Genomic DNA, 16,065 nt, shown 5'->3' on the forward strand with positions numbered 1-16,065 from the left:
CCGTCCAGTGACGTCCGGGTGTAGCCCGTTGCCACCCCAAGCCGCCATTCATCCGCCAGCGCCGAGTCCAGCCCCACCAGCACGCCGTAGGTCGATGCCTGATAACCCGTAGCATTGGCATCGCCCGACGCATGGTCCCAGGCTCCCAGCAGCTGCGCCCAGGCTCCGCCGTCGTCGTCCGCCTTGATGTCTGGCGAAGTTGCCAGCCCTTCTGCCTGACGCAGGCGGCCGTTCAATGCATCACGCAGGTAACGGCTGTCGTTAACCTGTGCCGAGGCGATGTCCGCGTGAATTTGCCCCGACAGCTGGCGGAAGGCCTGACGGGCCTCCCCGGCTGAACCGGCATTCAGGATGCTCTCGAACACCGGGTTGCCCGCCGCCAGCGCGTCTGCCGCTGCCGCCACGGCTCGCTCGTTTTGCGTTTGCGCCACGCTGGCAAAGGAGGTGTCGTTACGGCCGACGCTCAGCGTGACCTGATTCGGTTGGTAAGCCAGATCGGCATCCAGGAAAGGAGAGAACGTTGAAGCAGAGGTAAACTGCCCGCTAATACCCTGCTGGGCAGTCAGGATGTTGTACTGCTGGCCGAGCAGGCTACCCACGCTGCCTTGCGACAACAGATTAGTATTTTGCTCTTGCAGCACCACGACCTGACCGCCGCCGATCGTCGCCGATCCGCTGCTTTGGATCCGATCGCTCTGGCCGTTCGGTGCCACTTCCACCGCGTAGCGCGAACCCGGTTCGAAGCTGACGTTATTCGTCACATTCAAGGTGCCAATCGAGTTGCCGGGTGCCACGGTGCCGCCACTGCGCGCGGTCAATGAGCCCACCGTACCGGAGCCACCCAGTACGCCGGCGTTTTGCACCCTAACGTCCGACGTGACAGAACCGTTAATCGCCAACAGACCTTGATTGATCAGCGTGGGTCCGGCGTAGCTGTTATTGCCGGTCAGCACCAACGTGCCGATACCCTGTTTGGTCAAGCCACCATGCCCGGCAATGTTGTTACTCCAAACATCCAGCCCACAATGAATATCGTCACACACACGTTCGGTCGGTTTGCCCTTGTCCAGCACCGCGCCAACACCCGGCAGATTCACGACGAACTGCTCAGGGCCGTAAGCCCCACTAACCCGAAATTCTTCAGGAATATCCTGCTCGGTAACAAACATGCCCGGACCGTGAATCGCCTTGCCCAGGTTGATCATCCCCCAGCCGTACAGCGCATCGATGCCCGGTGCGCCCATATCGGTGGTGGTGGTCTTCAACACCGTGGCAACCTGCGCACCGGTCATGTACGGGAAGCGCTCCATCAGCACCGCGACACTGCCGGCCACGTGGGGTGCCGCCATTGAAGTCCCGCTGTATTTGGCATAGCCGGTGGTCAGGTTATCAACGCTGTTACCTTCGATAATCGAGCTGTATACCTTGGTGCCCGGCGCGGCAACGCAGAAGCTGGCGGTATAACCGCAGCGTGAGGAGAAGGTACTGATGCTGTAATCACCGGTGTTCTTCGGATCCTGAAGGCTGGCGACCGACAGCCAGTTGGGGGCGATTTCTGGCACAAAGTAGGCCAGCCCGGCCATCGCGTCCGGGTTATTCAGGTTGTAGTCGTTGCCGGCGGCAAAAATGGTAACAATGCCGCTGCGTGCTGCATCGATCGCACCCTGATAGGCACCACCGGCTTTAGTACCCAGAATTTGTTTGATTTGATCGAACTGTTTCTGTGCGTCGGCGAGCGTGAAGTGGGGATAGGCCGGATCCTTGCCGCCCTGATCGAACTTCTCGGTGATGCCGATACCCCAACTGTTGTTGATAATGCGTGCACCGCTGGCGATCAGCGCATCCCAGCCCGCTTGATACACCGCACCATCGTTGCCGAGAATGATGCCGTCCTCCGGCCCCGGATCACCATTTTCCGCACTGATGATCTGTGCATTGAACGCCACACCGTGCATCTCGCCGCCATCGCGATTACCGGCAGCGATGCCGCCCACATGTGTGCCGTGTGAACCCAACGTGCCGTCAGAATCTACGCTCGGCGTACCGTCATAGCGGAATGCATCCCCTTTTTTCACGGGAATATAGGGATCGGTGTATTCGCGGATACCCGTAGTGACCAGATTGATCACTTTGTCTTGGCTGGCGAACTCCGGATGCTTGGCATATACCGGTTGATCGAAAATGCCAAGCTTTACGCCTTTTCCGCTATAACCGGCGGCGTAGGCCTGATCGGCGTGAATTGCCCCCAGGCCCCATTCTGCGTTGAATTCTTTACTGCGCCAGCTGGCTGGATCACCCGATTTACCGTTCTCTATATAGGGTGCCGCTTGCACTCCACCGATCGCCGCCAGGCAAAAAAGCATCGCACTCCACTGTGCACGATTAACACCAATTTCAGGCCAGCCGAAGGCCGCCTGAACAGGCTTGACTCCTTTACGTCTATTTTCCATCCCAGATACCGTCCATTGTTGTTTGCAAATGTCTTATTGATTTTTTTGTGTAACAGTTTCGTAACACCAAATAAATAAAGCACAACAATCTCAAGCACGCCTAATGTGTCAAAGGCGCAGGGACGTCACAGGAGAATGCAATTAAGGGGCAAATAACGTGGGGAGATATAAGGAAATTCAATGGTTAAAAAAGTCGGGGAATGCTCCGTTTTTCGCAGCAAAAGACAGAAATAATTATCTGATAAATATAGATAATAGAAACAAAAAAAGCCGAATGGGGACCACCCATCCAGCCTATTTTAAAATGCTTAAAACGCTCTTTTTATCACTTTAAATTATAACAATTGCCAATACTCACTCAGTGAAATCTGCTGGTTTTCGCTGAGAATGGCTGTAAAAATTGGACTATCATGCTAGCGGTTTTCTGCTGTTCATCGCATCTTCTTCGGCCTGACGAATAATGGCTTTCGCCATCCACTGCGTTACATCCTGAATGCCGTCGAGATCCAGCCCCCAGATATCTTTCAGTACCAGGAAAACTTCCGAGCCATAAATCAAAGAAAAAGAATGAATGACTCGTTGCAGGGCTTCAGACGGCAGTTTATCCCGGAGTGGTTCGACCGCCAGATTAAGCAGGCGCTTACGGTTACCGCGGACAAATTTTTCACCCGGTGTCGCTTTCGCCCACTGCTGTAACGAAAGCTGCAACGCGGCACGCAAAGCCCCTTCATGCTGCTCCATTTGGGGATAAGCAAAAGTGAGCAGTTGCTGAATGCGTTTCAGCGCGTCCTGATCCTGTGGCTGCCATTCCAGAATCGGCCCCAGGCTTTCGGCCACAACTGCGGCAATCAATTCACTTTGGGTGGGGAAATAACGATAGGCAGTAGCACGAGATACCTGCGCATGTGCGGCAAGCTCGGTGATGGAAGGAAATACCCCTTCGTCATACAACGCCATGGCACTGGCCAGCAATAAACGATGGGTTCTTGCCCGAGTCGACGTCAGAGTTTGGTCCTGTTTCATGGGAAAAGCAGTTATTACCACAGCTACCTCATCATACTTGTTCGCTTCCCCCGTCCCGGGACAACACGCGATAACCACAAAACCGACAGTATTCCACTTCGTCGGTGGCATTCGATGGCCAAAATGAGACTAGCATCTCATTTTGAACTCACCTGGCCTTGCATAAATAACACTGTCGTCTCATTATGTAGATATATTAATCATTCAGAATTAAATAGCCAACACCAGGGATTCAAATTAATAAATAACACTATAATTTTAATAAATAAATTATAAATTCCGCAGGAATAAGCAGTGATTGATACTTCAAAATTTATCTACATTGCTACCACAGCAGATACCAAAGGACAAGAACAGGAGTATATTCGCCAGGCACTCGCCAACCTCGCTTTACCTACTTTGACCGTCGATCTCTCAACGCGTCTTCTTCCCACGCACTCACTCACCGATATCAGCGCTGCGGACATTGCCCGTTATCACCCCGAGGGAGCTAACGCCGTATTTTGTCATGACCGGGGCCAAGCCATTGCCGCTATGGCCGTCGCTTTCGAACGCTTTATTTTGACTCGTCACGATATTGCGGCCCTGCTTGGCCTGGGTGGTTCCGGCGGTACAGCCATTATCACCCCAGCAATGCAGCAGTTGCCTATTGGCCTGCCAAAATTAATGGTCTCAAGCATGGCAGCAGGTGACGTCTCGGCCTATGTCGGCAACAGCGATATCACCATGCTGTACTCCGTCACAGACATCGCCGGTCTCAACCGTATTTCACGGCGCGTCCTGAATAATGCAGCGTGCCAGATTGCAGGAGCCGTACGCTTTGCTTCCCACGATGATGCCGAGGGTAAACCCGCGCTCGGTTTGACAATGTTTGGTGTCACCACGCCCTGTATACAAAACGTTGTTGCCGCGCTTGAGCCCCACTGGGACTGCTTGGTATTCCACGCAACGGGCAGCGGTGGTAGAGCACTGGAAAAGTTGATCGACAGCCGTTTGCTCAGTGCCGCGCTGGATCTGACCATCACTGAGGTGGCCGATTATCTGTTCGATGGTGTTCTGCCCTGCAATGAAAAGCGTTTCGGTGCCATCGCCCGTACCGGTATCCCTTGCGTACTGTCTTGTGGCGCAATGGACATGATCAATTTTGGGTCGCCCGACACCGTGCCGGCACGCTATGCCGGACGCCTACGCCATCAACATAACCCCCAGGTTACACTGGTGCGCACCACGCCACAGGAGAATGCGCAGATAGGACGTTGGATCGGGGAAAAAATGAATGCATGCACCGGCGAAATACGTTTTGTGATCCCCGGAGGCGGGGTCTCCGCACTGGATGCGCCAGGGCAGCCCTTTTGGGATCCGTTAGCTTTAGACGCTTTTGTTCAAGCGCTGGAAAGCACGATGCAGCCGACAAAAAAACGGCAGTTGATAAAAACGGATTATCATATTAACGACCCGCGATTTTCGCAGGTTATTACCGAGCAATTTCAGCACATTGCCAGCAAACTGGATGCAACTTATCCATTACACTCGCCGGAGTGAATATTTTCGCCACGAAAAATAAAAAGGGCCAGATTATTATCTGGCCCTTTTTACTTACCTCATGAAATTATTACTGTGCAGTCGTAGTTTTCGACTTCATATTATTCATGTGGTCCATCATTTTCTGTTCGCGTTTCTGATAATTCTCATTGTATTGTTTTTTCTGCTCAGGCGTCAGCAGGTTATACATTTTATTTTCAGCTTTCGCGCGTTCCAACATATGTTCGGATTGCGTTTTGCTGATGGCATCAATTTGCGTTTTCGCTTTGGCTTCGTCGAAGCTGTCGGAAGCGACCAGACTATGTAGTGCCTGACGCTCCTCTTTCATTCCTGCGCCACGCTTCTGGTGCGATTCCTTCATGATGTCGCGCATCTGTTGGCGCTGTTGTTCTGTCAGGTTCAGGCCCGCAAATGGCCCACCCTTGCCTTCGCCTTTATGGTGCATCATTTTCATCGGTGCAGCCGATGAGTCAGCCGTCGCCGGTGCCGTTGTGGTGTCCGCAGCAAAAGCCATAGAAGCAGAACCCAGCGCCAGAGTAGAGGCAACAAATAAAGCAGTCAGTTTACGCATAATCATTTCCTTAACGTTATTCTTCATCAGGAGCGCTGTACGTGAACAGGCTCTTCTTTCTTCGGAGATAATAATAGTCTGATAAATATATAGTAATGCGATGGAGTGTAAATTTATTAAAGCCCAAAACAGTTTTAGTCACCAATAATGAGTGAATTATGAAGATAGTGCCTGGTATGCGGAAATTTTGATTTCACACTGGCTTAACACCCACCTCAACATGACGTTCAGCGCTATAGGATTATTCCTGACAACCACTCGCTTTATTATAATTTAGTCCCCTCTGCTACAACCGTCCTGCAACAAGACGATGAAGGCATCTGTGCGCAAAAATCGTACTAACCTCTCGAATCAGCAGGTTCTCACTTACACTCTAAGGCAACGGGTGGCAATGTGTCGTTTACAGGGCAAAACTAATTATTGCTTATATAATAGTTTCGTCCACCGACAGTGAAAAACGTGTTATATGATGGAGATACGTGCACTACGGCCACTAACGGGCCAGAAACCTGCTGTTGCGCTCATCGCACAGCTCTGGCTGTCGTGCCCATTTGAGGAATCATCATGTTCGCAGACCAAGGCCCTATGCTTCTTAACGCCCACTTTGGCACCAACAGCCCTTATTGGCGGTTGGCGTTTGACAGCAATGCCCTGGCGTTATCGGCAGTCAAAGGCAAAACACATATGGCTGTGGCGCTCAACGCCATGCAGGCTGCAAAAATCCGCCGTCTTAGCGGTATTACCGCCAGCTTGGATATCACGATAACGCTGGGCGGAGAGCCAATACACCTGCACCTGGTCGGTCGTCGGATCAACAATCTGGAGTGGGCGGGCACCGCTTCCGCCTTCAGTGACACCCAATCGGTCGCTCGCGATCTGGTGCACGGCCTTTCCTTTGCCGAGCAAGTGGTGTCAGAAGCCAACTCTGTGATTGTGATCGTCGATCAGCATGGACGCATCCAGCGCTTCAACCGCCTAAGCGAAGAATACACCGGTCTGCACGAACATGATGTTATCGGCAAAAACGTCTTTCAATTATTTATGAGTCCGGAAGAAGCCACGGCGTCGCGACGCAATATCGCCGGTTTTTTCCGCAACGGATCGTCCTATGAAGTCGAGCGCTGGATCAAAACGGTGAAGGGCGAGCGGTTATTTTTGTTCCGTAATAAGTTCGTGCACAGTGGCAGCGGTAAAAATGAAGTCTTTCTGATTTGTTCCGGTACCGACATCACCGAAGAGCGTCGCGCCCAGGAACGCCTGCGCGTACTTGCCAATACCGACATCATTACCGGCCTGCCCAACCGCAATGCCATTCAGGACAAAATCACCCAAGCGATAGCCACGCGCGATGGCAACAACATCGGACTGGTGTATCTCGATCTCGACAACTTTAAAAAAGTGAATGATGCCTACGGCCATATGTTTGGCGATCGTTTACTGGTGGAAGTGTCACTGGCGGTTCTTGGTTGCCTCGAACCAGACCAAACCCTGGCTCGCCTGGGGGGCGATGAGTTTCTGGTGTTAGCCCAAGAAGCCGACCGTGAGACGTTACAACAGCTCGCTCAGCATATTATCGACCGATTGAAAACGCCCTTCCGTATCGGCCTCATCGAGGTTTATACCGGTTGTTCCATCGGCATCGCGCTGTGTCCTGAACATGGCAACGATATCGACAGTCTGATCCGCAGTGCCGATACCGCCATGTATGTCGCCAAAGAACAGGGTAAACGCACCTACACCGTGTTCTCGCCAGAGATGAACAAACGCGTCGCAGAATATATGTGGCTGGATACCAACCTGCGTAAGGGGTTGGAGCAGAATCAACTGGTGGTGTACTACCAGCCCAAGATTGAAGCGCTCAGCGGCAAGGTGTGCAGCGTGGAAGCCCTGGTACGCTGGGATTCGCCCGAACGCGGCCTGATTCCCCCCCTGCAATTTATCTCTTACGCCGAAGAGTCCGGCCGGATCGGGCCACTCGGCCGATGGGTTCTGCAAACTGCCGCCAAACAGGCCGCACACTGGAAACGCCATGGGTTAGCACTGCGGATCGCAGTCAACCTTTCTGCACGGCAGTTGGTGGATGACTCCATCGTTGCGGATCTCGCGCAGGTATTGCAACAGAATCAGTTGATGCCCTGCCTCTTGGACTTCGAGCTAACAGAAAGCAGCCTGATTGAGGACGAAAAACGGGCGCGAGAGGTGATCACCCGGCTACGCGAGCTGGGCGCGCAAGTCCATCTGGATGACTTTGGCACGGGTTACTCTTCACTGGCACAGCTGTCGCGTATTCCGCTGGACGCCATCAAACTGGATAAAAGTTTTGTTCGTGGCGTGAATTTCAATCCCGTTTCACAATCGCTGGTACGCGCTATCGTTGCAGCGGCAGAAGCACTCAAATTCCGGGTGATTGCCGAGGGTGTAGAGACCGAAAGCGAGAACCAGTTCCTCGACCAGGTCGGCGTTGATGAAAAACAGGGTTTTTTGTTTGCGCGGCCAATGCTCCCGGAACAGCTGGAGCATTGGCTGCAGTCTTATCGCCCGCAATCCCCCTCAGCGTGATGCGGGCGGAGTCATATTAGCCTGCACGACGCAGGTTTAGCGTGTGACGATCCTGCAGCATAACCAAGCGTTCAATATAGGCGCGATCTTTCTCCTCAATGGTGAAGGCCGAATGCACCCAATCCTCGGTAATATCCATCAATTCCGAACGCGTCAATTGCAGCACCCGCTGGCGAGCACGCAACATGGCACGCATGCCGTTCAATTTAGGCCGGATAGTATCAATGAAGGTACGCGTAGCCACGTAGGCATCGCCGGGTTGGAATAGCTGATCAACCAGCCCACGGCTTTCAAACCACTCCGCCGTGTGCGACTCACCGCCCCAAATCAGTTCTTCCGCCAGACGCATACCTGCCTTGCGCGCCACCAGCGAGTACCCGCCCATGCCGGGAAACAGGTTAAAGGCAATTTCTGGGAACCCCATACGTGCATTGTTCTGCGCCAAAACAAAATGGTGCGCCAATGCGGCTTCGAAACCGCCACCCAGCGCGCTGCCCTCCACCATGGCAATGCTGACTGCCCCGGTGTCGAATCCGCGTGCTGCCGCATGTACACAGTCGATGCAAGCACGTGCGTAAGCCATCATGGCCTCACGTTTGCGGTTTTTAATGGCCTCCGCAAAGAACTGCAAATCGCCGCCGACGTTGAACATATTCGGCACCAACGAGCCGGTGACCCAAAAATCAAACTGCAACGATGACTCTTTGGCCGCCTGCGCCAACGTCATGATGTCTTCAATTAACGCCTGGTTGAAACAGGGGCGCGGCTCAGCGCGCAACAGCATCCACATGATGTGCCGACCCTCTTCATAGTAAGCAGAAATCTGTGTCAAATTGCCCGCCTCGGTAAACGGACGACAGGTGGGATGATTTAGCAATTTCATATGACCTTCCATTTTATCTATTGATGACAGTTAAAACCGTTCCAGCCCCTACGGCTGCAGCAACGCGACGGTCGATAAACCGCAGCGCCACATCATGAGTAAACGCTTTCTTGGTGATGAAACAGATAAAAATTGGAGGTCAGTGAATGAAAAAAACCGCGCTGACACGCGGCTGGCATAAGAATTTTACCTAACGATGGGCAGTAGCATTTCACTCGTGCGGTGAACGCGCTAAGCTCAAAAACTGGCCAGTTGCCGCCCTTGCGGCCAAACCGGCGTGCCTTTTGGCTATAATCAAAGCTGAAAGAGCCTCTACCCTAAATAATTCGAGTTGCAGGAAGGTGGCAACTAGGCGTGTCCCGATGAGCTTACTTGAGTAAGTGACTCAGGTAAGTGATAGCAGCCAACGCACAGGTAATTTGAAATATGACGGGTATATTTATCGTTAAGGAAATCGTGACGTAATGCCTATAGGATCAGATAAAGCCCCCCATCAGCCCAACAGTGAAGCGGCACAAAAACCGCTGATCGCCATCAAAACCGGCCATCAGAAAATCGACCGGCGTATTTCCGGTTTTTCACGCCTCGTTGAGCGCATCAAGGCCCGACCAGGCATCGCCCACCTGCTGCGTGCCACCGAGCGCTTTAACGATCGTCTGGGCAGCCAATTTGGCGCCGCCATTACCTATTTTTCGTTTCTGTCGCTGATCCCGATATTGATGGTGTCCTTCGCCGCCGTCGGTTTTGTGCTGGCATCCAATCCCGACCTGCTGACCGAGCTGATTAATAGAATTGTCGGTAGCATCAGTGACCCGACGCTGGCCAGCACGCTCAAAAATACCGTTAATACCGCCATTCAGCAGCGTACGACCGTGGGGCTGACCGGCCTGGCGCTGGCGCTGTATTCGGGGATCAGTTGGATGGGCAACCTGCGTGAGGCGATCCGCGCGCAATCGCGTGACGTCTGGGAACGCAATCCGCAGGACCAGGAAAAAATCTATTTCAAATACACCCGTGACTTTATCTCACTAACCGGTCTGGTGGTGGCACTGATTATTACGCTAACGCTGACGTCCATCGCTGGCTCGGCGCAGGCGACGATCGTCCGTGCTTTGGGCCTGGAAGGTATCGATTGGCTGCGTCCGGCGCTGACGCTGATCGCACTGTCTATCTCTATTTTCGCTAACTACCTGCTGTTCCTCTGGATATTTTGGATGCTGCCGCGGCATAAACCAAAGAAAAAGGCGCTGTTACGCGGCACGCTGCTTGCCGCTATCGGTTTCGAGGTGATTAAGTTTGTGATGACCATGACGTTGCCGCAGGTGGCTAAATCGCCTTCCGGCGCTGCCTTTGGTTCAGTCATCGGGCTGATGGCCTTCTTCTATTTCTTCGCACGTTTGACGCTGTTCTGCGCCGCCTGGATTGCCACGGCACAGTATAAAGAGGATAAAACGTTACCCTCGTCGGAACGCACCGATCCCTGAAGCAACGCAATCATACCGGCCACACTCTGATGGCCGGTTTTTTATTTCAACAAACAGCGACAAAACCAGTATATAAAACCAAAAATAAGCAAAAAAACCCACCGAAACCAGCACAACAAACTACCCACTCACTTTTCTTTCCGACTTTTACAGATATTCAGTCTGCATATCATTCATTTTGCAACGTTAAAAACCACGTAGAAACACGCCAGTGAAACATTAAGCTTTTTAACCGGTTAATCACGCTATTGTGCAAAGTTTCAGCATTGAAAAGGCATATTGCTATGACTAATATGGATTTTTACACATTCAAAATATAAGAAAAATTATGCAAGCCTCCATCGCACCAACTCTGGACGCCGACGACGCGTCAACGCCAGTCAACTCACGCGGAAAAGTGATTGTCGCCTCGCTGGTCGGGACCGCCATCGAGTTTTTCGATTTTTATATCTACGCCACCGCTGCGGTGATCGTATTCCCACATATCTTTTTCCCGCAGGGTGATCCCACCACCGCCACGCTACAGTCGCTGGCTACGTTCGCCGTCGCCTTTATCGCACGCCCGATTGGTTCGGCACTGTTCGGCCACTTCGGCGATCGTGTAGGCCGCAAGGTGACGCTGGTCGCCTCGCTGCTCACCATGGGGATTTCTACCGTACTGATTGGCTTGCTGCCAAGCTACGAAACCATCGGCATCTTCGCCCCTATCCTGTTGGCGCTCGCGCGTTTTGGCCAGGGGTTAGGCCTGGGTGGCGAATGGGGAGGCGCCGCCTTGCTGGCTACCGAGAACGCCCCAGCCAGAAAACGTGCGCTATACGGTTCGTTCCCGCAACTGGGGGCACCTATCGGCTTCTTCTTCGCCAACGGCACCTTCCTGTTACTCTCCTGGCTGCTGACAGATCGGCAGTTTATGGAATGGGGCTGGCGCGTGCCGTTCATCCTGTCCGCTGCACTGGTGTTGATCGGCCTGTATGTGCGTGTATCACTGCATGAAACCCCGGTATTCGCCAAGGTAGCCAAAGCCGGCAAGCAGGTGAAGATTCCGCTCGGCACATTGCTGAGCAAACACCTGAAGGTGACCATCCTTGGCACCTTTATCATGCTGGCAACCTATACACTGTTCTACCTGATGACGGTTTACTCCATGACCTACGGCACGACGCCGCAGCCGCTGGGGTTGGGTTATTCACGCAACAGTTTCCTGTGGATGCTGATGGTGGCGGTGATTGGCTTTGGCGTGATGGTGCCAATTGCCGGCCTGCTGGCTGATGCCTTTGGCCGCCGCAAGACCATGATCGTCATCACCCTGCTGATGATCGCCTTTGCTTTCCTGTTCCCAAGCATGCTGGGTTCCGGCAACCAAGCGCTGGTGATGGGCTTCCTGCTGTGCGGCCTGAGCATCATGGGCCTGACCTTTGGCCCGATGGGCGCACTTCTGCCCGAGTTATTCCCGACCGAGGTGCGCTATACCGGTGCGTCGTTCTCATACAATGTGGCCTCGATCCTCGGCGCAGCGGTGGCGCCTTATATCGCTACCTGGCTGGCGACCCATTACGGTTTGTTCTATGTCGGTCTCTATTTGGCCGCGATGGCCAGCCTCACGCTGATCGCCCTGTTGCTGATGAAAGAAACCCGAGATAAATCGCTTTAATCCTGCGTCTGCGGCCCTGTCATACGGGCCGCACTTCCCGCACTGTCACCTGTCATAAAACCAGATTATGCTGAACCCTTCTCTTTTTACGGAAACGGAAATCAATCATGTCTCTGCGCCGCAGGCTCTTTTTGTACGTTGCGCCGTTGGTGATGGCCGCCATTGCGATTACCGCTGCGCTCTGGATATGGGTAAAGCCTCCCCAATCGAGCGCGTTGTGGCGTATCGTTAGCCAACAGTGCCTGCCCAACCAGCAGGCGCATAACAATCCGGCACCTTGTGCGCAGGTCGACCCACAGGCCGGCTTTGTGGTGTTCAAAGACCGTAACGGGCCACTGCAGTATCTGCTGATGCCAAGCACCAGAATCACCGGTATTGAAAGCCCCGCGGTACTGGCGGCCACCACCCCAAACTTCTTTGAGCAAGCCTGGCAGGCGCGGCACTTTATGGCCGATAAATATGGCAAGGCGATCGACGACGCCGATATTTCGCTGGCGATTAATTCAGCCTATGGCCGCACTCAGAATCAGTTGCACATTCATATCTCCTGCCTGCTGCCGTCGGTAAAAACGCGGTTGGCGCAGTATGCGGCAGATTACAGCGAGCAGTGGGAGCCAATACCTGGCGGCCTGCTGGGCCATGATTATTTAGCGCGCCGGGTAACCCCTGAGGAGCTCAATGAACAGGGTGCTTTCCGCTTGTTATCTGAGGGGGTTGCACGAGCAAACGGGCGTATGGGGAGTTTTGGATTGGCAATGACCGCATTACCGAGCGGTGATTTTCTGTTGCTGGCCACTGAGCGCAGCCTGCTGCCATTTACTTTGGCTTCGTCAGAAGAAATCCAGGATCATGACTGCCAGGTATTGAAGTAAAACAGCCCGCGGGTTATCCGCGGGCTTTTACACTCATTTCTTCTGCTTCATCTGCCGTAAGATTTGTCCGCACTGGTTTTCTTCGCCGCCTTCGCTTGGGGAAACCAGTGCCAGCAGGGCCGCTGCCGGCGTCAGCACGACGCCCAACGCCACCGCAGCTGCACCGCGCGCAATGAGTGGACCGGCCTTCACGCCAGCATCCGGGTGTGCAAAGGTGCCTTTTACGTAGAGCGGTGAACGCAGCGTCAACACTCGCATGCCTTTGCTTTCTGGATCAATGGACAGGTCCAACCGCTCCGTGGCGAAGTTAGTATTGCCGCTGATATTGATAATGGCATTCTCCGTGTCGAACACAAACAACCGCGGCGCCGCCACACCGTTACGAATGCCTACATCCGCTGCCGCGCAGTTTATCCCCACCACGTCGTCACCAAACAGCTGTGCCACCAGGTAGTTACCCACGTTCAATCCGAGGATTTCCATCAGGCTACGGCTGATTACCCCATTGTTAATCACCATGCGTAAATCGCCACTGCTGGTTGCCAGCAGGTCAGCCACCGAATTGCCGCTGCCGGTCAGTTTGGCATCACCGTTCAATTGCCCCAGGCTGCGCTTCATCGATCCTACATTCGGCAACAGTTCCTTCAGCTGGAATTTACGCGCGTGCATATCCACCCGGCCCTGCATCGGGTTTTTGCCACCGTCGAGATGGAGAGTCGCATTGAGGTTACCGCCAGCGACGCCGAACCGCAGCGGATCCATCAAGATGGCACCGTTTTCCAATTGCAAATGGGTATAGAGATCGCTCAGTGGCAGTGAACTGCCGCGTTCAATGCGCTTGGCAGTGAATTTGACGTCTGCATCCATCACCTTCCAGCTTTTGGTATCAAACTTCTCCACCGGCAGCACTTTGCCTGCTGGCTGGCGGCTCTTCTCACCGCGACTGGCTTTTTCAGTATTGGAATCTGCACCAATCAGCGGAGCCAGATCGGCAAAACGCAGCTGTTCCGACTGCACTTCCCCACTCAATTTAGGCCGGGGTTTGCCGGCGACATATTTCAAATCACCGTGAATATCGCTATCGCCAATTTTTCCATCAAACTTTTGGTACTGGAACACCGCCCCCCCTTTCTCATGAAGGCGGGCGATCAGGTGGCCATCGGTAGAATACGCTGGGGTATTGGGCAACAGCACGCCGGTGAGGGCATACAGGTTAGCCAAACTGTCACCGGAGAATTTAAGTTGCAGATCCAGACCACCAAGATTCATCGGATCGGACAGCGTGCCGGCCACCACCACCCGGGTAGCGCCAGAGCGCACGTCGGCCTGCAGTGGAAAAGGGAGCTCGGCATTTTGTAGGGATAACATGCCGCCCACCTTGCCACTGCCCGACAGAGGCTCGCCGTTGTATTTACCCTTCACCTTCCAGCCGAAAACATAGTCAGGGGTGACCGTAGCACCCGCCTCTTTTTTACCCGTCACTTCACTGAATGATAAAGGTTTGCCCAGCGGATCAATCACCGCACGGAAATCCGCTTTCAGCGTGGCATCTTTGAAATCAATCTGCCCACGATCAAACACGATGTCATGGATATTTACCGACCAGGCAGACGGCGGTTGGTCAGGATCCCCCGCGAGGGTGAAGGTCCAGTTATTATCGCCATTGGCCAACCGCTGTAAGCTGGCACTCGGCTGCGTCAGCCAAATCCGTGGGATCAACAGTTCCTTGCCCAGCAGTGCCAAGGGGGAAATGCTGGCATCAACGCGCTGCAGTTGGGCCATGCTGTCGCCGGGGATATTTTTCGGATTGCCCAGCACAATGTCTTCAGCATGAATTTTTGGCCACGGTAGCCAGGCACGCCAACCAGGCTCATCTTTATCACGCGCCCAGCTAACCCCCAGATCGCCACGGATAGCGAACGGGCGGTGCAGCTCGGCAGACACCTTGTCATTGATCGTCGGTTTGAGGCGGTTCCAGTCGAAGGTCAGCACAAAGATCACCAACGCGGCGATGATCAACAGCACAATGCCACCCACCCACGTGAACGCTTTACCTGTTCTTGTCATTATGGCTCCCTGAACGCGATAACTTGCTAGTCAATTGATAAGCAACCTTTACCAAGCCTAGCCGAGGATAGGCAAGAGTTCACGCTTTAGGGCGGCGGGCGATCAAACAGTCGGTGCAGAAAACAGTGTAGGCAGGGTTTGCAGGGTTTCAAAACGGGCCGGGCGGGAAAGGTAATAGCCTTGGGCAGCCAGCGCGCCGGAGCGCTGTACCAGCAACCACTCTTGCTCTGTTTCTACCCCTTCGACGATTACCCCTTCGCTGTGTTGGTTCATCATTCTGACCAAGGTTGCGAGCAGCTGGATGCCATCCTCCGTTTGCTTCAGCAGGGTAAATAACTCTCGCGCCACCTTAATATATTGATAGCGCCAGGTGCTAACGGCGGAGAAATTTGCCAGCCCACTCCCAAAATCATCCAACCATAATCGTTCCGCGCCCACAATTTGATGCAATGGGCCATTCAACGCCATTCCCACATGTTCCACCAGCTCAAAGCGCAGGTAAGGCATGTTGGCAATCTGACGTTGCAACGCACAGTGCCGCTGCAATGCCTCCAATGCAATCCCGTCAATATTAACCGAGACCATCAACCCGTGGAGAGTCAGCAAAGGTTGCCAGCGCTGGAGCAATTCAAGCTGTTCCTGAATGATCTGCAGCCGTTTATGGACGTTGAGAGCAGCAAAATAAAGCTCTGGCGAAAGGGGTTTGTCTGGCGCAGACGGATGATAAACCGCCGTCAGCAGCTCGAGCGCCAGCAAAGCACCGGAGGTACGGTAGATCGGTTGGAAAGTATACTGGCGCCGGCATTGCCGCCAGTAATGCTGCGCTTTTATATGCGAGCAGACGGCAAAGAGTGGCGCCAGCAGACCAGAAGTCATCTTGGTTGTCATTGGTACTATCGCCATCGAAGGGAAATGAAAACGCTCAGGCTGCGTGATTGCTTCCCTTGATTTATCGGCAGCAGG

Annotated in this window: 10 protein-coding genes and 1 pseudogene; 5 read left to right on the forward strand and 6 right to left on the reverse strand. The window is 53.6% G+C overall.

Annotated elements, in window-relative coordinates:
- Both AC2FC2_RS25245 and AC2FC2_RS25250 read right to left on the reverse strand, forming a co-directional pair.
- The coding region (locus AC2FC2_RS25245) for a S8 family serine peptidase (RefSeq protein ID WP_490660091.1) at positions 1-2,450 on the reverse strand (2,450 nt) is incomplete at its 3' end.
- A gap of 408 nt (positions 2,451-2,858) precedes the next feature.
- Entirely contained in the window at positions 2,859-3,473 is a 615-nt protein-coding gene (locus tag AC2FC2_RS25250; protein ID WP_209639373.1) for a TetR/AcrR family transcriptional regulator, read from the reverse strand.
- A 294-nt stretch (positions 3,474-3,767) separates the two neighbouring features.
- Between AC2FC2_RS25250 and AC2FC2_RS25255 the strand changes: the two genes are divergently transcribed.
- Positions 3,768-5,015, forward strand: a complete 1,248-nt coding sequence (locus AC2FC2_RS25255) for a Tm-1-like ATP-binding domain-containing protein (RefSeq protein WP_490660092.1) — start codon at positions 3,768-3,770, stop codon at positions 5,013-5,015.
- Between the two features lie 70 nt (positions 5,016-5,085).
- On the opposite strand, the gene spy is transcribed toward AC2FC2_RS25255, so the two are convergent.
- A complete protein-coding gene (gene spy / locus AC2FC2_RS25260; protein WP_265556084.1) occupies positions 5,086-5,586 on the reverse strand; it encodes an ATP-independent periplasmic protein-refolding chaperone Spy in 501 nt (166 codons plus the stop codon).
- 564 nt (positions 5,587-6,150) lie between these two features.
- On the opposite strand from spy, the gene pdeR reads away from it, so the two are divergent.
- Positions 6,151-8,145: a cyclic di-GMP phosphodiesterase gene (gene pdeR / locus AC2FC2_RS25265; protein ID WP_490660093.1), complete on the forward strand. Its 1,995-nt coding sequence runs from the start codon at positions 6,151-6,153 to the stop codon at positions 8,143-8,145.
- A gap of 16 nt (positions 8,146-8,161) precedes the next feature.
- Here pdeR and AC2FC2_RS25270 read toward each other — a convergent pair whose 3' ends face one another.
- A complete protein-coding gene (locus tag AC2FC2_RS25270) occupies positions 8,162-9,028 on the reverse strand; it encodes a crotonase/enoyl-CoA hydratase family protein (protein ID WP_209639384.1) in 867 nt (288 codons plus the stop codon).
- A 464-nt stretch (positions 9,029-9,492) separates the two neighbouring features.
- Between AC2FC2_RS25270 and yhjD the strand changes: the two genes are divergently transcribed.
- The 3 genes and pseudogenes from yhjD to AC2FC2_RS25285 all read left to right on the forward strand — a co-directional run.
- Positions 9,493-10,512 carry an inner membrane protein YhjD gene (yhjD, locus tag AC2FC2_RS25275; RefSeq protein WP_265556086.1) on the forward strand — a complete coding sequence of 340 codons (1,020 nt, stop codon included), beginning with the start codon at positions 9,493-9,495 and terminating at the stop codon, positions 10,510-10,512.
- 328 nt (positions 10,513-10,840) lie between these two features.
- Positions 10,841-12,163: an MFS transporter gene (locus tag AC2FC2_RS25280; RefSeq protein WP_209639390.1), complete on the forward strand. Its 1,323-nt coding sequence runs from the start codon at positions 10,841-10,843 to the stop codon at positions 12,161-12,163.
- 92 nt (positions 12,164-12,255) lie between these two features.
- Positions 12,256-13,035 (forward strand): annotated as a pseudogene (locus tag AC2FC2_RS25285) (CDP-diacylglycerol diphosphatase); the annotation flags it as partial.
- A gap of 33 nt (positions 13,036-13,068) precedes the next feature.
- On the opposite strand, the gene AC2FC2_RS25290 reads toward AC2FC2_RS25285, so the two are convergent.
- Positions 13,069-15,102, reverse strand: coding sequence for an AsmA family protein (locus tag AC2FC2_RS25290; RefSeq protein WP_209639393.1), 2,034 nt, complete (start codon positions 15,100-15,102; stop codon positions 13,069-13,071).
- 102 nt (positions 15,103-15,204) lie between these two features.
- The gene (gene pdeH / locus AC2FC2_RS25295) at positions 15,205-15,990 is read right to left on the reverse strand and encodes a cyclic-guanylate-specific phosphodiesterase (protein ID WP_490660094.1); all 786 of its coding nucleotides are present in this window, start codon (positions 15,988-15,990) and stop codon (positions 15,205-15,207) included.
- Positions 15,991-16,065 lie beyond the last annotated feature (75 nt).

This window comes from Serratia sp. CoH_122_TC_1, from assembly GCF_058191755.1.